The sequence below is a fragment of the Thiobacillus sp. genome, from assembly GCF_024708915.1.
This window is the reverse complement of record NZ_JANJXQ010000205.1, coordinates 1-20,780: the sequence shown is the minus strand read 5'-3', so window position 1 is coordinate 20,780 and position 20,780 is coordinate 1. Positions and strand designations below refer to the sequence as shown.

General features: G+C 65.5%; 15 protein-coding genes. 4 read left to right on the top strand and 11 right to left on the bottom strand.

The features are described 5' to 3' along the window. The 10 genes from Q0L94_RS13965 to Q0L94_RS13920 form a co-directional block, all read right to left on the bottom strand. Positions 1-453 (bottom strand): sialidase family protein (locus Q0L94_RS13965; RefSeq protein ID WP_296754223.1); only part of this gene is annotated, 453 nt, incomplete at its 3' end. 179 nt (positions 454-632) lie between these two features. Beyond that, positions 633-1,199, bottom strand: coding sequence for a superoxide dismutase family protein (locus Q0L94_RS13960; RefSeq protein ID WP_296754220.1), 567 nt, complete (start codon positions 1,197-1,199; stop codon positions 633-635). An 86-nt stretch (positions 1,200-1,285) separates the two neighbouring features. Further along, positions 1,286-1,801, bottom strand: coding sequence for a DUF302 domain-containing protein (locus Q0L94_RS13955; RefSeq protein WP_296754217.1), 516 nt, complete (start codon positions 1,799-1,801; stop codon positions 1,286-1,288). Between the two features lie 96 nt (positions 1,802-1,897). Then, the gene (locus Q0L94_RS13950) at positions 1,898-3,265 is read right to left on the bottom strand and encodes a sigma-54 dependent transcriptional regulator (RefSeq protein WP_296754214.1); all 1,368 of its coding nucleotides are present in this window, start codon (positions 3,263-3,265) and stop codon (positions 1,898-1,900) included. Next, positions 3,265-5,931: an ATP-binding protein gene (locus Q0L94_RS13945; RefSeq protein ID WP_296754211.1), complete on the bottom strand. Its 2,667-nt coding sequence runs from the start codon at positions 5,929-5,931 to the stop codon at positions 3,265-3,267. Before Q0L94_RS13945 ends, Q0L94_RS13950 begins: the two co-directional genes overlap by 1 nt. An 84-nt stretch (positions 5,932-6,015) precedes the next feature. Then, entirely contained in the window at positions 6,016-9,126 is a 3,111-nt protein-coding gene (locus Q0L94_RS13940; protein WP_296754209.1) for an efflux RND transporter permease subunit, read from the bottom strand. A gap of 19 nt (positions 9,127-9,145) precedes the next feature. Next, positions 9,146-10,393 (bottom strand): efflux RND transporter periplasmic adaptor subunit, encoded by a 1,248-nt coding sequence (locus Q0L94_RS13935; RefSeq protein ID WP_296754206.1) that lies wholly within the window; start codon positions 10,391-10,393, stop codon positions 9,146-9,148. Beyond that, the gene (locus Q0L94_RS13930; RefSeq protein ID WP_296754203.1) at positions 10,383-11,240 is read right to left on the bottom strand and encodes an efflux RND transporter periplasmic adaptor subunit; all 858 of its coding nucleotides are present in this window, start codon (positions 11,238-11,240) and stop codon (positions 10,383-10,385) included. The genes Q0L94_RS13935 and Q0L94_RS13930 overlap by 11 nt, the downstream gene beginning before the upstream one ends. 327 nt (positions 11,241-11,567) lie before the next feature. Next, complete coding sequence (locus Q0L94_RS13925; RefSeq protein WP_296754200.1) at positions 11,568-13,772, bottom strand: EAL domain-containing protein; 2,205 nt, start codon at positions 13,770-13,772, stop codon at positions 11,568-11,570. Positions 13,773-13,793: 21 nt separating this feature from the next. After that, positions 13,794-15,701, bottom strand: coding sequence for a HAMP domain-containing sensor histidine kinase (locus tag Q0L94_RS13920; RefSeq protein ID WP_296754197.1), 1,908 nt, complete (start codon positions 15,699-15,701; stop codon positions 13,794-13,796). A 250-nt stretch (positions 15,702-15,951) separates the two neighbouring features. Between Q0L94_RS13920 and Q0L94_RS13915 the strand changes: the two genes are divergently transcribed. From Q0L94_RS13915 to Q0L94_RS13905, 3 genes are read left to right on the top strand one after another with little or no spacing between them, the layout of a single operon-like run. Further along, complete coding sequence (locus tag Q0L94_RS13915; protein ID WP_296754195.1) at positions 15,952-16,890, top strand: serine hydrolase; 939 nt, start codon at positions 15,952-15,954, stop codon at positions 16,888-16,890. Positions 16,891-16,934: 44 nt separating this feature from the next. Beyond that, positions 16,935-17,897 (top strand): AEC family transporter, encoded by a 963-nt coding sequence (locus Q0L94_RS13910; RefSeq protein ID WP_296754192.1) that lies wholly within the window; start codon positions 16,935-16,937, stop codon positions 17,895-17,897. Then, the gene (locus tag Q0L94_RS13905; protein WP_296754189.1) at positions 17,894-18,778 is read left to right on the top strand and encodes a 2-hydroxy-3-oxopropionate reductase; all 885 of its coding nucleotides are present in this window, start codon (positions 17,894-17,896) and stop codon (positions 18,776-18,778) included. The genes Q0L94_RS13910 and Q0L94_RS13905 overlap by 4 nt, the downstream gene beginning before the upstream one ends. A gap of 102 nt (positions 18,779-18,880) precedes the next feature. Here Q0L94_RS13905 and Q0L94_RS13900 read toward each other — a convergent pair whose 3' ends face one another. Continuing rightward, positions 18,881-19,447, bottom strand: coding sequence for a Crp/Fnr family transcriptional regulator (locus Q0L94_RS13900; protein ID WP_296754186.1), 567 nt, complete (start codon positions 19,445-19,447; stop codon positions 18,881-18,883). Positions 19,448-19,713: 266 nt separating this feature from the next. On the opposite strand from Q0L94_RS13900, the gene Q0L94_RS13895 reads away from it, so the two are divergent. After that, positions 19,714-20,780, top strand: a 1,067-nt coding sequence (locus tag Q0L94_RS13895; protein ID WP_296754184.1) for an FMN-binding protein, incomplete at its 3' end; no start/stop codon positions are given.

Sequence of the window (20,780 nt, the reverse complement as noted above, 5' to 3'; positions counted from 1 at the left end):
TTTCCACCAGGATGCCGCGGTCATGCCGATGCGGCCATCGTCGTTCAGGGTGATCGGCGCGGAAAAGCTGCGGCCGCCGTCGGTGGAGCGGGCAAAGCGGACGTTGCCGGTAAACCGTTTCGGCAGCGACTGGCTCCAGCTCAGCAGCACCGTGCCGTCCTGCGCAACGGCAATCTTGGGACGGTTTTCCGCGTTGGCGGCGATGTCTTCCGGCGCGGAGGAGACCGCAACCGGGCGGGAGAAATGCTGCCCGCCGTCGCTCGACGAGGAAACCCAGAGCTGCTGGTTCTCGACCCTGGCCAGCCATACGCGCCCGTTGCCGTCGAGCGTCGCGCCTACCGCCAGGGTCGGCTTGGCCGCTTGCGGCTTCGCCTCGTGGCGATGCTCCATCGCCGCAACCGGCTGGGTCGCCAGCGTTGCCGCCAGCAGCCATACAAAAGTAAGTTGACTCATCCGACACCCATCCATCTTTCTTGACCTCGTGGCGCCGAAGCTTATCCCGGGCCGGACGGTGCGGGAATGTGGCATATTGACGCACCGCCGCGCGCCCCCGATTCCCCGCACGAATCGGGGGCGCGTCCGCAGCGGGCAGGCGACGCATCGCCAACATCCGCCCGCCCGCGGACGAGCGGCTACATGGGCATCATGTCCGACTCGATCACGCCGCAGGCGACGCGGGCGCCCGAATTGCCGGCGGGATCGGAAAAATCGTCTTCCCTGGCGTGGATCACGATGCTGCGGCTGTCGACGGATGCCGCGCCCATCAGCGCGATGCTGATGCCGTACGCCGTCACGTCCACCACCGCCCGGCCGCTCGCATCGGCTTCGATATTGCCGAGATCGCCCAGATGGCGATCCTTGCTACCGGGCGCGCCGTGACGGCCGCCGGCGGGCGCGTAATGGCCGCCGGCGCTCATGCCGTCGGGCGAGTCGCAATTGCCGTTCACGTGGATGTGGAAACCGTGTTTTCCCGGCGTCAGCCCTTCGACCGTTCCGCTGATGTGCACGACGCGGTTTTTCGGCTCGCGGAACGTCAACGATCCGCTGACGGAACTGCCCGACGTCGCCACCAGAACGGCCGTGGACGACATCATGTGGTCATGGGCGGCCACCGGCGCCGCCCCGGCGCAGAACAGCAGGCCGGCGGCCGCGAGGATGCGCGGCAGGGCGCCGCAGCGAATGCGGGATACGGATTGCATCGGGGCAGGCATCGTTGGTCTCCTTGAGAAGCCAGTCGAACTGGCGCTGACATGTTCCGTCATGTTCCAGAATGGAATGCGGATGTTCAGAACCCTCCGCTTGCCAGTTCCCCCAGCATCGCTTTCAGGTCGCGGTCGAACTGCTCCAGATTGGCTTTGCCTTCCTTCGACAGCTTCGGGTTCTTCGCCAGAATCGACAGCACATGGGCGGGACGATGCACCATCACCGTGGTTTTGCCGTCGTTTTCGAACAGGGCGAGGCGGCATGGCGCAAACATCTCGAAGTCGGGCACATTGCGGGTGATGCTGTATGCCTTGGTCAGGTTGCAGAACTCGATGAGCTGCAGCGGATGCGCCTCGATGCCCCGGCTGGCCAGGCCTTCCTGCACGTTGAGGATATTGATGATGGCGTAATTCCTGGCTTCGAGGGCCGAGACGAGCATGTCCCGCACCGCCGGCAACGCGTCGTCGAGGGTGACCTCGTATTTGACCGGAGTCACCAGGACGACGGGGTCTTTCGCCCACAGGGGCGTCGCCTGCAGCGAAAACAGCAGGGCGGCCAGGGCCAGGCCCCAGTTTGTGAAAAAATGCTTGGCGGACATGCTTCCGTCTCCTTGTGTGTTCCAAAACGATGGGCAGAATGCCCCCGCCGTCTGGAAAAGCAAACCCCGTACCAGAATCGGACGGGGCGGAAACGTTCAGCGACTGCGCCCGTGCGGATGGAAGTGCAGGTTGTATTCGCGCATCTTGCGCCACAGCGTGGTGCGGCCGATTCCCAGCACGCGCGCGGCCTCGCCGATATTGGTGGAACGCAGCAGGGTGGCCTCGATCATCCGGCGCTCCGAATCGGCGATGCTGCCGCTCTCGGTCAGTTCGGTATGGCCGTTTTTCATGGCAAGCGGAGCCGTTTGCTGCTGCAGGTCCTCCGGCAGGGCGTCGACGTCGATGTGACCGGCGTCGTCGGCGAATACCGCCATCTGCTCGACGAAGCTTTCCAGCTGGCGAATATTGCCCGGATAGGGGTAGCCCAGTACATAGGCTTCGGCGCGCGGCGTCAGCCGAAGGCCGCTGCGGCCGTACTTGTTGCCGTAAATAGCAAGGAAGCGCTGCAGCAGATTCTGCAGATCCTGGCCGCGTTCGCGCAGGGGCGGCAGGTGCAGGCGTATGCCGTTGAGGCGGAAATACAGGTCGGAACGGAAATGGCCTTTCTCGATGAGCAGGCTGAGATCCTGGTTGCTCGCCGACATGATGCGGATATCGACCTTCTTGCCCTTGTTGGAGCCGACCCGGCGGATAATTTTTTCCTGCAGGACGGAAAGCAGCTTGGCCTGCATGGCGGGCGACAGAGTGTCCACTTCGTCCAGAAAAAGGGTGCCGCCGTCCGCTTCCTCGAAAAGTCCCGCGCGCGATTCCGTGGCGCCGGTGAAGCTGCCCTTGACGTGGCCGAACAGTTCGCTCTCCAGCAGGTTTTCCGGCAGGCTGGCGCAGTTGATGCTGACGAAGGGCGCCTGCTGGCGGGCGCTGTTCTGGTGAATGAAGCGCGCCACGCGGGTTTTGCCGGTTCCGGTTTCGCCGGTGATGAGGACGCTGATGTCGGTCCGCGCAATCCGCTCAGCCTTGATCAGAGTGGCGCGCATCTGCGGGGTTTCGGCGACGATGTCCTGCGCGTCGCGGGACGGCACGGCCACGGCCGGCCACGCCGCAGCCGCGGGGATGGCCTGGCTGGCGTGGATTTTCTCCAGCATGTCCTGCTCGCGGAAAGGCTTGGTCAGGTAATCGAAAGCGCCCAGGCGCATGGCGTCGACCGCGGAATCGATGCTGCCGTAGGCGGTGATGAGAATCACCGGCAGGGCCGGGTTTTCACGCTTGATTTCACGCAGCAGATCGACGCCGGACATCCCGTCCATGCGCAAGTCGGTAATCACCAGGTCGTACTTCTGATTGCCCAGACGGGACAGCGCCCCCTCGCCGCTTTCCGCCTCGTCGGTTTCGAAACCGGCGCCCTGCAGCATCAACGAAAGGCTACGGCGCAGGCTTTTCTGATCGTCTACCAGCAGGATACGCATCAGGCGACCTCGCGTCGGTCAAAAGTTTCCTCGATACGAACCGGCACGCGCAGGAAGAAGGCCGTGCCTTCGCCCACCCGGCTGCGCAGCCGGATACGGCCCTCCCATTCCCGCACCAGGCGCAGCACGATGGCCAGCCCCAGACCGGCGCCCAATGAGCGCTGCGAATAAAACGGCTCGAAAATCCGCGCCTGGTCTTCGCGGGCGATACCCTTGCCGGAATCCCTCACCGCCAGCAGGAAATACCCCGGGTAACGCCGCAGTGCGACATCGATGCGGCCCGCTCCCTGGATCGACTGGGACGCGTTGAGCAGGAGATTCCAGAGTACCGTCTCCAGGCCGTCGGCGTCGAACAGCAACAGCGAGGAGGTGGGCTGGATAGTCAAGCCCAGCTGGATGGAAAGTTCTTCCTGACTGATATGCCGTTCCAGCAGGCCGCAGACTTTTTTTACCAGCAGCTCCAGCACGATGGGCTTGCTGACCGACGCGCGCGGCTTGCCGAAAGACAGGAAGTTGCTGGTGAGGTTGGTCAGCCGCTCCACTTCGTCCTGGATGATTTCCAGCGCCGCCCGGCTGCGCGAGTTTTCGCTGCTGTCCGCCCGCAGCACGGCAAGGCAGTTGTTGATGGCGGACAGCGGATTGCGTACTTCGTGCGCCACCGAGGCGGCCAGCTGGCCCATCACCGCCATGCGCTCGCTGCGTATCTTGTCCGCTTCGGCCAGCTTGAGCTGCTGGTTGAATTCGGCCAGCTGCTTGTAGCTGCGCGCGTTGTTGATGGCGATGCGCACCTGGCCTGCGAGCAGTTCGCCCTTGTCCAGCGTGACGGCGCTGAAACGCACGTGCGCCTTGCGTGCCAGCATCATCACGCCGATGAGGTTTTCGCCGTCCAGCAGCGGAAACATGGCCAGCGCTTCCCAAGGACAACCGCTCGGCCGGGTGAACGGGGTTGTTTGGCTGGCGTCGTTCCACAGGATGCCAAGGGGCTGATACCGGCCGCCGATGCCCTGCAGCAGGGTGGAACACAGCTTGCCGTTGCCGCACCAGACCTCGAGCTCGTCCGATACCGGCTGGTCCGGCTGCGCAAACCATTTCGCCGCCAGGTAGAACGTGCCGTCTTCGCTGCTCGGCAGCCACACCATCGCACCGTCGCTTTCGAGCAATGCGGCACTTTCCTTGCACACCGCCTCGAGCACCCGGTCCAGTTCCAGGGTGGAGGTGAGCATGGTGGAGACCCGCAGCAGCGCCAGCCGGAAATCGTTGGCATCGAGCCATTGATGGTAAAGCAGCGCGTTGTGCACGATCGCCCCCACCTCCACGGCCAGTGCCTGCAATCCGCTCAGGTCCTGCTTCTCCGCGCCCCGATCGTTGGCGCGCAGGCGCAGGCGGCCGACTTCCTGGCCATTGGCGGTGAGCGACAGACACAGGGAAAGGCGACCCGACTCATCGCGGTGGCCGCATTCAAACACGTCTTTCGCCGCATGCAGGGTATGGCAGATGGCCGTATAGCAAGCGGACTCGCCCCGCAGGGCGCGCACCGGCCAGCGGCTGCTCAGATGCAGCGCGCGGCGATCGAACTCGTCCACCTCATCCTCGGGGATGCGCAGAATGAGTTCGCAGCTGGTAAATCCCAGCAGCTGATGGATGGCCCTGGACACCACGTCGAGCGTGTGGTCCAGTTCGAGCGAGCGCATCGCTTCCTGAACCATGCGGTTGCGTATTTCGAGTTGCTGGTTGACGTGGCGGATTTCCTGCTTGGAAAGCTTCAGCCGGCGGTTGACCTGGGCCAGCGAATAACGCGACGTCTCGATGGTGCGCAGCGCCAGCAGGAAGCCGACAAATACCGACAGCATGATGCCGAGGTAAAACAGCAACTTGACGCCGTGCCACATCCACCAGGCCAGGTTCCACATGCTGGAAAAGCTGAACAGATACGCGCTTTGCGCAAACACCACCAGCAGGCTGAACACCAGCAGCGCCAGAATCTGGTGGTGCTCGCGGAAATAGCGGTAGAACGCAATGGCCGCCAGCGCATAGAGCAGCCCGGCCAGGTAATGCGTCGCATGGAGGACGGAGGAAAACCTGAAATTGCTTGCGGAATCGGGAAACAGGCTCGGGATGAAGTAGCGGTAGAGCGCCGCCACCAGCACGACCGCCGCCATACCGACCATGAGGGTCGCCAGATCCGCCCGGGAAAAGCCATGATTGCGCTCGACCACGACCCGGACCGCCACGCCGGCGAAAATGAAGGCGCCGCCCAGAAAAGTGGAGAGCGTGTGGTACAGGACAAAGCCCGTCTGATGGGTACCGGGATCGGTCCAGGCATGCAGCATGTCGAACACGCCCATGATCAGAAAACCCAGGCCGAACAGGATCATGCTGGGGTCGCGCCGCTTCAGGCAGGTCGACAGGATCATGCCGGCAATGGTCAATGCCGTCAGGCCGCAGAATGCCTCGATCAGCAGGTGGCTCTGCGGTTCGACGAAGACGTGTTGCTGGAAGGCGAGGGGCGCCCGCGAAAAAATCAGGACCGGCGCGGCCACCAGCAACAGCAGCCAGACGAAGACCCCGATCTCCGGCAGGCTGAGCAGTGCAAGACGCGCGCCGACCGCACGCCTGATGTCGGCCAGAAATACGGCGGCGAATGGGGCGGGAGATTTAACGGACATGGTCTTCACCGTCATCAGGCCGATGGAATTTCATTTTACGCTGCGAATCGGGGCCGGGCCATCGCGACCCGCCCCCTCCGCCGCTCAGGTGGCCGTCGCAACAGACCGCTCCGGCCAGCGGGTGGCCAGCCAGCGGAACAGAGTCGGGATGACCACCAGGTTCAACAAGGTGGAACTCAGCATGCCGCCCAGCAGGACAATGGCGAGGGGGCGTTCCATCTCCTTGCCGGTGGGGTCGCCGAGGATCAGGGGCGTCACCGCCAGCGCCGCGGTCAGCGCGGTCAGCAGGATCGGCACCAGGCGATCGCAGGCGCCCTTGACCGCGACCTCGGCCGGGCTCAGCTGCGGCTGCGCCTGCATCAGGTGCTGGTAGCGGGAGATGAGCAGCAGGCTGTTGCGGGTCGCCACGCCAAACAGCGCCACCATGCCGATCATGGACGACACGTTCAGGGTTTCGCCGGCCAGGGCAAGGGCGAACACGCCGCCGATCAGAGCCAGCGGCAGGTTGAGCATGACCAGCGTCACCAGCGACCACTGGCGGAAAGCCTGGAACATGATGAGCGTCATCAGCACCAGGGCGGCGCTGCCGGACAGCAGCAGGTTGCGCGTGGCGCGCTGCTGGCCCTCGAAATCGCCGCCGATTTCCAGCGCGTAGCCGGGTGGCAGCTCGACCTTTTCCTTGATGCGGGCCTGGGCTTCGCGCACCACGCCGTCGAGGTCGCGGCCTTCGGTGTTCCATTGCACCACGGCGCGGCGCGCGCCGCTGTCGCGGTTGATCATGTAGGGCTCCTGCACGACCTTGATCCGCGCCAGGTCGCGCAGCGGCACCACCACGCCATCGGGCGAGATCAGGGGCATCTCGCCAAGCGTGCGGATGTCGGCACGGGCCGCTTCGTTGACGCGCAGGAACAGGTCGAAGGTGCGATCCTGCTCCAGCACCTTGGATGCCGTCACGCCGTTGAATGCCTGTTCCACCTGGGCCACGATGGACGCGGGCGTAAAGCCATAGGCGGCGGCATCGGCCCGGTTGACCTGCACATCCACGCCCGGCACCAGAATCATCGGCTCCATCTGCAGGTCGACGATGCCGGCAACGCCCTGCACCGCCTGATAGATCTCCTGCTGCTTCTGCTGCAGCACCGCGAAATCCTGGCCGTACAGTTTCACCGCCACCTGTGAGCGCACCCCGGAGAGAATTTCCGACATGCGATGGGTGATGAATTGCGAGACGTTGGTCGACATGCCGGGAATCTGCGCCAGCTGCTCGCGGATGCGCTGCATGACTTCCGGCACGTTGGCCGTTCCCGGCTTCAGCGCGATGTCGAATTCGCTGAAGTTGACCGGCTGGGCATCCTCGTCCAGCCGCGAACGGCCGGCGCGCTGCGCCAGGCTGGCGATCTCGGGCATTTGCCCGATCAGTTCTTCCACCTCGCGGCCCATCCGCAGGTTTTCCTCCAGCGAGGTGCCGGGCATCATGGTGGTGGCGATCACCAGGTTGCCTTCATGGAAGGGCGGGATGAAGGAGCGGCCCAGTCCCGAGAAGACGATCGCGGCTGCCGCCAGCAGCACCAGCGTGCTCGCGACGACCGGCAACGGCCACGCCTGCAGGTGCTGCAGCAGGCGCTCATAGCGTGCCAGCAGGAATTCCGAGATCGGGCCCAGCCCATATTCGCGCGCCTGCTGCCCTTTACCCATCAGGTAGTAGCTCAGCACCGGCACCAGCGTGATAGCCACGATCAGCGAACTGGCGATGGCGGCCAGATAGGCGATCGCCATCGGCTGGAAAATGCGGCCTTCGATGCCCTGCAGGAAAAAGATCGGGGTGAACGCCACCAGGATGATGAGGGTGGCGAAGACCACCGAGTTGCGGATCTCCCGCGAACCTTCATAGACGATGTCGAGGGCCGGCAGCGGCGCCTCGGCCAGTTTGTTCTCGCGCAGGCGGCGCAGGATGTTCTCGACGTCGATGATGGCGTCGTCCACCACCTCGCCAATGGCGAACACCAGCCCGCCCAGGGTGAGCGCATTGATGCCGATATCCAGGGCCCACAACACCAGCACCCCGGCCATCAGGGAGGTGGGGATGGCGATCAGGCTGATCGCCGTCGGCCGCCAGCGGAACAGGAACAACAGCAGCACCAGGGCGACGATGATCGACGAATGCAGCAGGGCATCGCGCAGGTTGTCGATCGAGGCGTCGATGAAGCTGGCCTGGCGGAACACGTTGGGGATCAGCTGCACATCCTTGGGCAAGTTCTCTGCCATGCTGGCCAGCACCTTTTCCACGTTGCGGGTGGTTTCCATGGTGTCCGCGCCCCACAGCTTGGATACCGTGCCGATCACCGCCGGGCCGCCGAAGATCTGGCCATCGCCCCGTTTCACTTCGCTGCCGAAGCGCACTTCGCCGATGTCGCCGATGTGGATGGGCTGGCCGTCGCGCATCACGACCAGCGTGTCGGCCACGTCGCGCAGGCTCTCCACCTTGCCGTCGGCGCGGATGAAATATTCCTCTTCCGAACTGGGATAGACGAATCCCCCTGGCGCCACCAGGTTGGCGCTGCGCAGCGCCTGCGTCGCCATGGCGGTGGAAACCCCGTATTTGCGCATGAGCAGGGGGTCCAGCAGCACCTGGTACTGCTTCACGCCGCCGCCCACCGCGACCACCGACGCCACCCCGGGTTGCGCCAGCAGCCGGTTGCGGATATCCCAGTCGACCAGGGTCCGCAGTTCGTGCTCGCGGTCGCTGCCCGACCAGTCCACCAGCCCGAACTTGAGCAGCCAACTCACCGCCGAGGTCACCGGCATCATCTGCGGCGTCTGGGCGCCGGAAGGCAGCTGGCCCTGCACGGTTTGCATGCGCTCCTGAACGATCTGGCGCGCCCGGTAGATATCGACGCCCCACTTGAACACGATGGTGATGCGCGACAGCCCGACCGACGAGTTGGAGCGGATCTGATCGATATAGGGGGCGCCCTGCAGCACGATCTCGATCGGCCGGGTGACCAGCGTCTCCACGTCCTTGGCGGAGTAGCCGGGCACCTCGGTCTGGATCTGCACCTGCGGCGGCGCGTATTCGGGGAACACGTCCACCGCCATGTTCAGCGCCGCGACGATGGCTGCGCCCGCCAGAATCAGATACAGCAGAACCACCGTCAGGCGGTTCCTGAGAGACCATCGGATTGCCCAGTCAAACATGTGTCAGCCCGTCGTTAAGTCAGTGATGATGATCGTCATGGCTGTGGCCGCCGGTGTTCGCCCCGGCCCCCGCCGTAATGCGGTAGAGGCCTTCCAGCATCATTTTCCCGGCCACCACGACCTTTTCGCCCGCCGCCACGCCCTGCACCTGAAGCAGCCCGGCGGTTTCGTCCAGCACCACCACGGGTTTGCGCAGATAACGGCCGGGCGCCGCCTGCACGTACACCGCCGGGCTGACGCCCTGGCCCAGCACGGCCTGGCGCGGAACCCAGGTGCCCGAGCGGCTGCCCAGCTGCAGGCTGATGTTCACGGTCTGCCCCACCGCCATGCCCGCCGGCGTCCGCCCGAGATCGACCAGGAAACGCGCACGCTGGGTGACCGGATCCACCACCGGCAGCACCTGGGCAATCGGACGCTCCAGCTGGCGGCCGTCGGGCAGGCCGATGCGCACCGGCAAGCCGGGCCGCAACAGCGCCCGCTGGTCGGGATAGATATAGCCTTCCACCCAGAGCGACGCGTTGGCGGCCACCATCCGCGCCACCGCCCGGCCCACCACCACGAACTGCTTCATGGTTTTGTCCCCGGCGTTCACCAGGGAGCCGGGCTGCACGAACAATTCGGTGATGAAGCCGTCGCCCGGCGCATCCAGCATGATGTGCTCGACGACCTTGCCGTGCTCGATGAGGTCGGCAACCTGCGTGTCGCTCATGCCCCACCAGCGCAGGTTTTCCTTGGCATCCTTGAGGTAGTTCGGCAGCCGCCCCTCTTCGCGCAGCACCTGCAGCTTGGCTTCGTTCTTGAGAAACTCGAGGTAGCCCTTCTGGGTGGTGATGAACTCCGGATTGAAGACGGAGGCGATGGGCTGGCCTTTGCGCACGCTGTCCCCCACCCGCACATACACCTCCGCCACCTGGCCGCTGACGGCGATGTTCACATCGACCATGGCCTGGCTGTTGGGGACGACCAGGCCATAGGTCTTGATCGCCGATGCCTGCGGGCCGCTCTGAACTGCAGCCAGGCCAAACAGGCTTTGCTCCCGCCCCATCGTGTTGGGCGGCAACGTCACTTCGCTGACGGCTGCCGGCGCCGGCGCGGCCGTTGCCGCAGGCGCGGCCTGACCGAACATGCTCGGATCGCTGTGCCCCTGCGACAGCGGCACCAGCGCGACGCCGAGGCCGCCGCAGGCCAGCAGGCAAACGCCGCGCAGCCATGTCTTCCGCCACGCGGATGGCCCAAGGCCCCGCCGTCCGGCCAACTCAATGCGCATGATCAGGCTCCCCCAAGCTCACACTCGCCTGCAAGCCAACCAGCAGATCCACCCCTGCCGGCGGATTGCCGGCCAACTTGAGCCGCACCCGCTGGCGCTGGTTGACCGGATTGGCAAAGGCATAAATCTGCTGCACCACCGCCGGCATCGCCACCTGGCCACGACGAGTATCGGTCACGTAGACCGTGGCGCGCTGTCCGGGCTTGAGCCTGGCGGCCTCGCGGACCGGCAGGCTGGCTTCCACCTGGATGGCCGACGGACGTGCAATGGTGAGGATCGTGGTGCCGGTGGCGGTGTACTGGCCGACCTGCCCGCCGGTATTGAGAATCTGGTTGTTGACCACGTTCAGGCTGTAGATGAAGCCGGCCACCGGCGATTTGATGCGGATGCTTTTCAGCGGTTCGCGCTGCTTCTCCAGCAGCTTGATGTCGTCCTCCGACATGCCGCGCCACTCCAGGCCCATGCGCGCGTCGATGAGCTTCTCGTTGCCCGTCATGGAGAATTCCCGCACCGCCTCCATGTTGCTGTACAGGCCCAGATACGTGCTCTGGATGGTCTCCAGCTCGGCGCTTTCCATTTCGCCCAGCACCTCGTTGCGGGCAACCCGCTTGCCCACGTAGAGGTTGTTCAGCCGGGTGATGCGCGCATTGATCTTGACCACCACATTGGTCAGCTGGCGCGTATCGAAGATCAGCGTGGCGGGGTAGCGGACCGCAGCCTCCACGGGATGATCGTGTTGCTCGCCAGCGGCAGCAGGCGCGCCGAACATGGACGCATCGGAGTGGGCGTGCACTGACCCTTGCAGACCGAAAAACAAGGGCAGCGCCAGAACGAGCTTGCGCAGCATTTTCTTCAATCGGGAAAATTCTATTCCGCTATGCCGAGCAAGTCTTGTGCCATAAACCGGACTCGCCTGTCAGGGCCACCCTCCCCGGCCGGCAAGCCGGTGTCCTGCGCAGTCTGGCCCATTTCGGGGTGGCGGCACGGCCCTCCGCCGCGCATCGCGCATGCGGTTTTTTACGGGCTTGCGAGACAAAGGGTGTTTCACGTGTTCCGTAATGAAACGCGGCGGCGCCTGCCTCGCGGCCGCCTGCGGGGTAGCGCCGGGCGGCCTCGGCGAGTGAATGCCGCCAGGGTTTGCAGCGGCTTGCCGATCAGGGGCGGCCCCGCACGCTCAACCCGCCGCCTGTTCCGCTTGGGCAAATCCCCGTGCATGCTGGCTCAGCAGGGTGGTGGCTTCGTGGCCCGAAAGCGGCCCGCTGTAGAAAAACCCCTGCATTTCATGGCATTGCATCTGCTGCAGCCGGGCGAGCTGGGCTCCGGTTTCCACCCCTTCGGCGACGACGTTGAGGTTCATGCCGCGCCCCATCGCAATCATGGCATTGACGATGGACAGGTTTTCCTCGCGGTCGAGCTCCTGCACGAAGGATTGATCGATCTTGAGGGTGTGGATGGGGAAACGCGACAGGTACTTGAACGAACTGTAGCCGGTGCCGAAGTCGTCGATGGCGAGCCGCAGGCCGGAGGCGGAGAGGCGGCCGAGCTTGATGGCATTGGCTTCGAAATCGCGCATCAGCAGGCTCTCGGTGATTTCCAGTTCCATCTGGTGGCCGTCCAGCGCGTACACCTGCACGGCGCGCATGACGCTGTCGACGAAATCGGGGCTTTCGAGCTGGCGCGCGGAAATGTTGACCGACAGGCGCACCGGCGGCAGCCCGGCGCGGCGCCAGTCGGCCATCTGCGCGCCGGCCTGGCGCAATACCCAGTCGCCGATCGGCACGATGACGCCGGATTCTTCGGCCACCGGAATGAAATCGGCGGGGGTCAGCAGGCCGCGCTGCGGATGCCACCAGCGCAGCAGGGCTTCGAAGCCGCGCACTTCGCCGCTAAGGGTGTCGACCTGCGGCTGATAGAACAGCACGAACTCGTTGCGCGCCAGCGCGCGGCGCAGGTCGGCTTCGACCTGCATGCGTTCGGAATAGGGCGCCTGCATGCCGGATTCCCAGAACAGCAGGCGGCTGCGTCCCTGCGACTTGGCCTGGTACATGGCGATCTCGGCCTGGCGGATGAGGTTGTCGATCATGTCGCCGTCCTCCGGCGCAACGCAGGCGCCGATGCTCACCGAGATATAGATTTCGTGGCCCTTGACGTACACCGGCTTGGACAGCACCTGGATGATCTTGCGGCAGATGTGCTCGACGTCGCCGCGCGACACCAGCGTCGGCAGCAGCACGGCAAACTCGTCGCCACCGAGGCGCGCCAGGGTGTCGCCTTCACGCAGGCACTGGCGCAGCCGCGCGCCGACGGCGAGCAGCAGTTCGTCGCCGATGGTGTGGCCGAGCGAATCGTTGATCACCTTGAAGTGGTCGAGGTCGAGGCTCAACACCGCCAGCGGTTGCTGGGTGCGCTTGGCCTGCGCCAGCATGAGGCCGAGGTGGTCGCGGAACAGCGCGCGGTTGGGCAGCCCGGTGAGCAGGTCGTGATAAGCCTGATAGTGCACCGTCTCCTCGGCCTGCTTGCGCTCGGTGACGTCCTTGGCGACGCCGTAGCTGCCGATGAAGCGCTGCTCGAATGGCCCGGCTTCCTCGTCGTACATGCCGGTGGCGGTCAGTTCGACCGCCTTGCAGCGGCCGTTCATCAGGCGCGGGCGGCGTATCCCGGGATTGCACTTGAGGCGGATCTCGATGTTGCGCGCGCTGCGGTCGCCGGCACGACGCTCGTTGAATACGTGTTCGGCGCGGGCGATGTCGTCCTCGTGGATCACCATGCCGTAATGCTGGCCGACCAGGTCTTCGCGGCGGTAACCGAGCAAGCTCTCGACGCGGTCGTTGACGAAGGTGAAACGGCCGTCGCAATCCAGGGTGTAGATGAAATCCGGCGAGCTGTTGACCAGAAAGCGGTGCCACTTTTCCGACTGCTGCAGGCGCTGCAGGATGTGGTTGTTTTCCTTTTCCAGCCGCCGTTGCGTCAGCGTGTTGTCGATGCGGCGCAGCAGTTCTTCCGGCTCGTAGGGCTTGCGCACGAAGTCGGCGGCGCCGCCGCGCAACGCACGGATCGCGGCGTCGATGGTGCTGTCGCCAGATACCACGATCACCGGCGTCTCGACGCCGCGGTCGGCGACGAAGCGCAGCACCTCATTGCCGTTGAGGTCCGGCATGCCGAGGTCGAGCAGGATCACGTCGAACTGCTGTTTGCCGATGGCGATCAGGGCCTCGCAGCCGCCATTGGCCGCCACCACCTCGTAATCGCGGGTAATCAGCAGGCGGCTGAGGCCTTCCAGAATCAAGGGTTCGTCGTCGGCCACCAGGATGCGCGGGCGCACCGGAAAGCTGCTGACCGAACCGTGTTGCGGGGATGCATCGATAAGATCGTCTGACACGGGGTTCTCCTCGGACTTGGGTTACATCGACCCGTAGCGTGTTGTTGTGAGCGGTGCCTGGCCGTTTTGCGCGGTAGGCAGGTGAATCAGAAAATGGGTACCCTGCGGCGTACTGCTGCAGCTGAGGCGGCCGTTCATGCGATCGACCAGTCCGCGGCTGATGGCCAGGCCCAGCCCGGCATGGTCGCCGCCCTTCTCGCTGACCACCGGTTCGAACAGATGGGACGCCACCGCAGCCGGCAAACCGGGCCCGGTATCGGCCACTTCGATTTCGATCTGGCGCTGGCCGTCCGTATCGACCAGCCGCGTGGTGAATTTGAGATGGCCGCCCGCCTGCATCGCCTCGACCGCATTCTTGGCGAGATTGAACAGCACCTGCTTCAACAGGTCTTTTTGCAGCGGCAGCGGCGGCACGTCGGGATTGAGGTCGATCTGCACGCTGACCTTGTTGGGGGTGAACAGGGTGCCGAGCGCCATCCGCACCAGTTCGGACACCACGCTGTTGACCGACACCAGTTCGAGCGCCGCCGCAGGCGCGGCGGCTTCTTCGGCCACGGCGATGCCGCGCACGATGCGCGCCACCCGTTCGATTTCGTCGCCGATGATGCCGAGGTCGCGCTGCACCGCCGAATCCGCGCCCAGGCGGTCGGACAGCAGATTGACGTAATTGCGCATGATGGTGAGCGGGTTGGCCACTTCATGAATGGCGCGGCGTACCCGGTCACGCGGGATGTCGTCGCCCGGCGCGGCCTGTGTTGCCGTCGCGGGCGCGGGCTGCGGCAGCGCGGGCGACATCAAGGCCTCGGCGCATTCAGCCAGGGCGAACCGCCACAGCGGCGATGCGCCTTGGCCGGGCAGCGCATCGCCCGCGACCAGCACCGCCCTGCGCCCATCGTCAAGCAACAGCGGCTGGCAGAGAAGATGCGATACGCCGAGCAGGCGGGCGATCTGCTCATCGACCAGGGCGGCGTCCGCTTCGCTGCAATCGAACTGCTGGGGCGCATTGCGCGCCAGCGCGCGCGCCAGCGCCGAATGGCCGTCGTCGGGGGGGATCGCCAAGGCGCCCAATCCGGCGGCGGCCGGAATCAGCGCGCTCAGGCGCAGGGTGCCGTCGGCGGCAGGCGCAAACAGGCAAGTGCGCTCGATGCCGAACAATGCACGCAAGGCGTCCTGCAACAGGACAAACACCTGGCCGCCGCCCACCGCATGCCGGAAATAGCCGTGCAGTGCCGACTGCGCCGCCTGCCCGGCATAGAGGCGGGCGAGGCGGTCGAATCCCGTGTCATTCGTCTGCGCCGCCGCATCGGCGAGCCCGAAACGCAGCGCCAGCTGGCGTATCTGCGCCTGACTGTCGGCCAGCAGCTGGGCGGCTTCGCCCGCGCCCATCTGCAGGGCGGCGAGCGCGGCGCGCACGTCCACGCTGTCCACTGCGTCGGCGCGGGTCGTCAGCTGGAAGGCCAGCTGGACGAGGCGCACCAGGGGATGCGCCGCGCGCCCGCGCGCCAGCGGCTCGGCGTGATAACGCACCGCGTCGGCCAGCCAGCCGTCGGGATCGAGCCCAATCAGCCAGTCGGCGGCCTGTGCCGAAGCAATGGGGACGCTGTCGAGATAATCCGCCAGATTGTGGGCGAGGCCCGCGGTCCAGGCAGCTTCGCCGTCCGCCCCGCTGGAACGCACCGCCAGCGCCTGCGCCAGATGCGCCACCCCGACCGACTGCCGCCAGTGCGCGACATAAGCCGTCTGCGCCGCGCCCGCCGCGACCGGCGCCGCCAGCAGCAGCGCGCGCAACAGATCCAGCCGGTCGAAACTGAAATTGTCGGGCAGCAGACGTAGACGCAGCGCCAGCACGGGATCGCAGCGCACGCAGGCAGCGAACTCCGCTCGCGCGGCCTCGCCTCGCACCAGGTGCTCCAGCGCTTCCGCCACCACACCGGGGGCACAGAGAGCGCTCGTTAGCTCCGATATCTTTAGTAAATTATTCGGAAGTTCTCGCATCTCATTGCTATATATAATGAACTCTGCTACACCGTCAATCTGGGGCTTGAAATAGTTGGGCCATAGTCATGAACTGTTGTTTTCAAGTTTCAGTCAACATGTCCGTACTGCGTACATGCTGCTACATTTCCATTGCCCTTCGTTGAAGCAAATGCACATGAAAGCTGTTCTATCCGGATTGATCATGTTGTGCGTCCACACCGGCGCTGCCGCGCTCGATGACCGCGCCACCCTGCCATTGCGCGACCCGCTCGGCACGCCGGCATCCGCGCTGCAATCGAGGCCCGACGCAGCGTCGCTGCCGGAGCTCAGCGCACAATCGGTGCTGGTGTTCGACCAGGCCAGCGGACAGCCGCTGCTGGCGAAAAACCCGGCCATGCAGACACCGATCGCTTCGATCACCAAGCTGATGACCGCCATGCTGGTGGTGGACGCCGCGCAGCCGCTGGACGAGCGCATCGCCATCACTGCGGCAGACCGCGACACCCTCAAGGGCACCGGTTCGCGCCTGGCCATCGGCGCCAGCTACACGCGCGGGCAGCTGCTGCACCTGGCCCTGATCGCCTCCGACAACCGCGCCGCGCATGCGCTGGCGCGCAACCACCCGGGCGGCCTGGATCGCTTCGTCGCCACCATGAACCGGATGGCGCGCGCGCTGGAGATGCGCGACACGGTGTACGTCGAGCCCACCGGGCTGTCGAGCGGCAACCGCTCGACCGCGCTGGACCTGGCCAAGCTCGCCGATTACGCATACCAGAATTACCCCGAAATCCGCCACATCAGCACGACCGGCCACTACACCCTGGGCACCCAGCGCGTGGTGCTGAAGAAAAAGCACCAGAAGGCGCGCGTGCTGTACCGCCCGGTCGCGTTCAACAACACCAATCGCTTCACCCGTGCGGACGACTGGCACATCGGCCTGTCCAAAACCGGCTTCATCAACGAAGCCGGCCACTGTCTGGTGATGCAGGCGCAGGTCGCCAACCGCGATGTCATCATCGTGCTGCTCGACGCGCAGGGCACCAGCCGCCGCGCCGGCGACGCCGCCCGCATCAAGGCCTGGCTGGAATCCGGCCCGACGCATCACGTCGACAACCGCTACACCCCCGCCTCGCGCACCTGACCCACCCGCGCAGGCGGACTTGCCGCCCGCCTGCGCTTCGCCCCATGTCCGCCGAACTCGCGCAGCAGCTGCTGCTGAAAACGCTGCTTCCCCTGTCGCTGCTGATCGCCGCGGGCGGCATCTGGCCGCGCTGGCAGGCCGGCATTTCCATCGTCAGCCTGCGCGGCGAGATCAACCGGCTGGTGCTGAATTTTTTTGCGCCCATGCTGTTTTTCGCGGCCGGCGCGTCCGCCACCGTCGATCTGGGGTTGCTGCAGGTACCTTTGCTATTGGGGGCAGCCACACTGTTCGGGCTGGGACTGGCGGCGCTGGCGCTGTTTGCCACGCCGCTCGGGCACGGTCTGTCGCGCCCGGCGCGGGGCGCCATCATGCTGGCATCCGGCTTCGGCAACGTGCTGTTCTTCGGCTACCCCTTTCTTTCCACGGTATTCGGCGAGCCCGGCATGCGCTACCCCTTCTTCGCCGACATGCTCTCCACCACCCCGCTGGTGTGGTCGCTCGGCGTGTGGATCGCCTTCCGCTGCGGCAAACACACCGAGCATGCCTCCTTCCTGAAAATGTGGCTGACGCTGCCGCCGGTGTGGGGCTTCGCCGCCGGGCTGGCGGTCAATCTGTCCGGCCTGTCGCTGGCGCCGCTGATCGAGGCCGCACGCTGGGCCGGCAGCCCGACCATTCCGCTGATGCTGTTCGTGCTGGGGCTGACCATACCGTGGCACGACCTGCGCCCGCAAAAAGCCGTCTTTGTCGCGCTCGCCATCAAACTGGCGCTGATGCCGCTGCTGGCGCTGGGGCTGGGGCTGGCGCTGGCCGGGCCGGGCAAGCTGTCCGAGCCCGCCCAGGCCGGGATACTGGAAGCGGCCATGCCGACCATGGTGATGGTGATTGCGCTGGCCGACCGCTTCGGCCTCGATACCCGGCTGGCGGGGCTCATTATGGGCTGGTCAACGCTGGCGGGATTGGCTACGCTGCCATTCTGGCTGGTCGTGGTGAAAGGGGTGGCGTCATGAAAATCGGATTCATCGGCAGCGGCATCATGGGTCGCCCGATGGCGGAAAACCTGCTGCGCGCCGGGCATCAACTGACCGTGTACGGCCGCCGCTTCGACCGTCTCGAGCCCATCCTGGTGATGGGCGCCCTCGGCAAGGGCACGCCGATGGAGGTCGCCGCCGAAACCGACCTCACTTTCACCGTCGTCTCCGACACCACCGACGTGGAGCAGATCATCCTCGGCGACCGCGGCCTCATCCATGGCGCCAAACCCGGGCACATCGTCGTCGACATGAGCACGGTGGCGCCGTCCGCCACCCGCCGCATCGCTGCCGCGCTCGGCGAGCACGGCGTGCACATGCTCGATGCCCCGGTGTCCGGCGGCGAAACCGGCGCCCGCGAAGGCACGCTGTCGATCATGGTCGGCGGCGACGCGCCCATTTTCGAGAAAGTGCGCCCGCTGTTCGATGTGCTCGGCAAGAACGTCGTCCACGTCGGCGGCCACGGTGCCGGCCAGGTCGTCAAATGCTGCAACCAGATCGTCGTCGGTCTCACCTTCGAGGGCGTCGCCGAGGCGATTCTGCTGGCGCGGCGCAACGGCGTCGATGCGGTGAAGATGCGCGAGGCGCTGCTGGGCGGTTTCGCCGGCAGCCGCATCCTCGACGTCCACGGCCAGCGCATGCTCGACGCCAACTACAAGCCCGGGTTCAAGGTGAAGCTGCACCACAAGGACATGGCCATCGTCATGGACAACGCGCAGGAAACCGCCACGCCGCTGCCCGGCGCCGCGCTGATCGCGCAGCAGATGAACGCGCTGATGGGCGCCGGCGACAGCGAGCTCGATTCCTCGGCGATCATGCGTGCGCTCGAACGCCTGGTCGGCGGCAACAACGGCAAGTGAGCGCGAAACGGCGCAGCGTCTTCCTCATCTGCGCCGCCTTCAGCACGGGCGCGCGCCGATCCCGCATCGTCCAGGCATCGGCAGCGGCCGGCTTCCCGGCGTTCAGCTCAGGCAGCGCAGCGCGTCCACATCGTTGAAGACGATCTGATCGTCGTGCACGTCGATCAGATGCTTGCCGCGCAGCTTGGCCAGAACCCGTGACAGGGTTTCCGGCTGGATGCCCAGGCGCGATGCGATGACGTGTTTGGGCACCGTCAGCCGCACGCTGGGCGGCGCGGCGCCCTCCGGCAACTGCTGCAGCAGGTAGCCGATCACCCGCTGGGCACCGCTTTGCAGGGTCAGGTTGTCTATCTCGTTGACCAGCCCGTGTATACGCTGGCTCATGGTCGACATGAGCCGCACGCACAGATCCGCGTTGCTGCGCAGCAGCCCGAGAAAGTGCTTGTTGTCCAGTTCGACCAGCCGCGTCGGCTCGAGCACGCGGGCATAGACGGGGTAGCGGCCGCCCATGAACATCGCCGCTTCGGCAAAGTAATGCCCGGGGCGGACCAGGTCCATCACCTTCTCCTCGCCGCTCGGCGCAATGCGGCACAGCTTGACGGTTCCCGACAGGACAAAGAAAAAATGTGTGGCCGGATCGCCTTGATCGAACAGGCATTCGTTCTGCATCAATGTCAAGACACTGACGTGCGCCAAAACCTCCTCGAACTCCTGGTGCGATAACGCAGCCAGCAGATAGCCTTCCTTTAGGAGCTTAATATCCGCAGAATCCATGCTGCAAGAATAGCATTACGCTGCAAGGCCCGGTTGACTTAAATCAAGGCGCGCCGACGGCCCCGGCGGGAACATGGGCCATGTTTCGATCGTGGCTGCGACTGCGCGGCCCGATCCCCCGGCAACGATGCGGCGCCCCCGTTCATAACCGCAACAAGCAATTGGACACTCTGATTACACAGCGTTATCCGGGCTTTATCCGGGCCGTGCTTCTCGGCCTGCTGCTGCTGTTGAGTGCGATGCCTGGCGCCCGCGCGGATATCGGCGCGGCGCTGCCCCAGCTGCGTGCCCTGTTTCCGGCTGCCGATCGCGTCGGCGAATCCGAGGGCGAGCCTCCTGCCAACGCTGTTTATGCCAACGGGGAACTGATCGGCTACGCCTTCCTTACCGCGGACATGGTGCGCATTCCCGCCTATTCGGGGAGCCCGATCGACATTCTCGTCGGCATCGGCACCGATGGGCGCATCGCGGGGGCGCGCATCGTCCGGCATGAAGAGCCGATTCTCGCTGCCGGCATCAGCGAGGCGCGTCTGGCGGAGTTTGTCGGCCAGTACCGGGGCAAGCCGGCGACCGGCCGCATTGTCGTCGGCGCAGCGCGTGAAGGCTATGCCACGGTCGACGCCATCTCCGGCGCCACGATTTCGGTCATGGTCATCAACGCCACCATCACCCGCGCCGTCAGGATGGTGGCTGAATCGCGCGGAATCCGTCCGCCCGAGGCCGAGGCCGAGGCGCCGCCCGCTTCCGTCACACCACCGGCAACGATGCCGCCACCGATACCGTCCCCGCGCAGCGCAGCGGCCCCGCTGGCCAACGCGCCTGCAACGGCCCGACCGGCTGGCGCGCCCCCCACCCCGCCAGCCCTGGCGAAGGCCCCTGCCGAATCCCGCAGCAGTCCGTCTCGCCTCGCAACGCTCCCCGATGACGATGAGCCGATGTGGCGCACGCTCTGGCAGCAGCGCAAAGTAGAGATTGCGCTGCTCGTGCTGGGGCTGTTTCTGCTCACCTGCATCCTGCTGTTCCAGGACTATCTGGCGCGTCGCCCCTCCCTGCTTCGCCGAATCCGCCTCGGCTTCCTGGCCTACACCCTGTTCTTCATTGGCTGGTATGCGCTGGGCCAGCTTTCCATCATCAACGTGCTGACCTTCCTGCAGGCGGTCACCAAGCAGTTCAGCTGGGATACCTTTCTCATCGATCCCATGCTGTTCATCCTGTGGTCCTTCGTGGC

What these genes read in the sequence shown, in the direction of transcription:
- Q0L94_RS13960 (WP_296754220.1), bottom strand. Translation starts at nt 1,199, where the DNA reads ATGCAATCCGTATCCCGCATTCGCTGCGGCGCCCTGCCGCGCATCCTC.
- Q0L94_RS13955 (WP_296754217.1), bottom strand. Translation starts at nt 1,801, where the DNA reads ATGTCCGCCAAGCATTTTTTCACAAACTGGGGCCTGGCCCTGGCCGCC.
- Q0L94_RS13950 (WP_296754214.1), bottom strand. Translation starts at nt 3,265, where the DNA reads ATGCGTATCCTGCTGGTAGACGATCAGAAAAGCCTGCGCCGTAGCCTT.
- Q0L94_RS13945 (WP_296754211.1), bottom strand. Translation starts at nt 5,931, where the DNA reads ATGTCCGTTAAATCTCCCGCCCCATTCGCCGCCGTATTTCTGGCCGAC.
- Q0L94_RS13940 (WP_296754209.1), bottom strand. Translation starts at nt 9,126, where the DNA reads ATGTTTGACTGGGCAATCCGATGGTCTCTCAGGAACCGCCTGACGGTG.
- Q0L94_RS13935 (WP_296754206.1), bottom strand. Translation starts at nt 10,393, where the DNA reads ATGCGCATTGAGTTGGCCGGACGGCGGGGCCTTGGGCCATCCGCGTGG.
- Q0L94_RS13930 (WP_296754203.1), bottom strand. Translation starts at nt 11,240, where the DNA reads ATGCTGCGCAAGCTCGTTCTGGCGCTGCCCTTGTTTTTCGGTCTGCAA.
- Q0L94_RS13915 (WP_296754195.1), top strand. Translation starts at nt 15,952, where the DNA reads ATGTTGTGCGTCCACACCGGCGCTGCCGCGCTCGATGACCGCGCCACC.
- Q0L94_RS13910 (WP_296754192.1), top strand. Translation starts at nt 16,935, where the DNA reads ATGTCCGCCGAACTCGCGCAGCAGCTGCTGCTGAAAACGCTGCTTCCC.
- Q0L94_RS13905 (WP_296754189.1), top strand. Translation starts at nt 17,894, where the DNA reads ATGAAAATCGGATTCATCGGCAGCGGCATCATGGGTCGCCCGATGGCG.
- Q0L94_RS13900 (WP_296754186.1), bottom strand. Translation starts at nt 19,447, where the DNA reads ATGCAGAACGAATGCCTGTTCGATCAAGGCGATCCGGCCACACATTTT.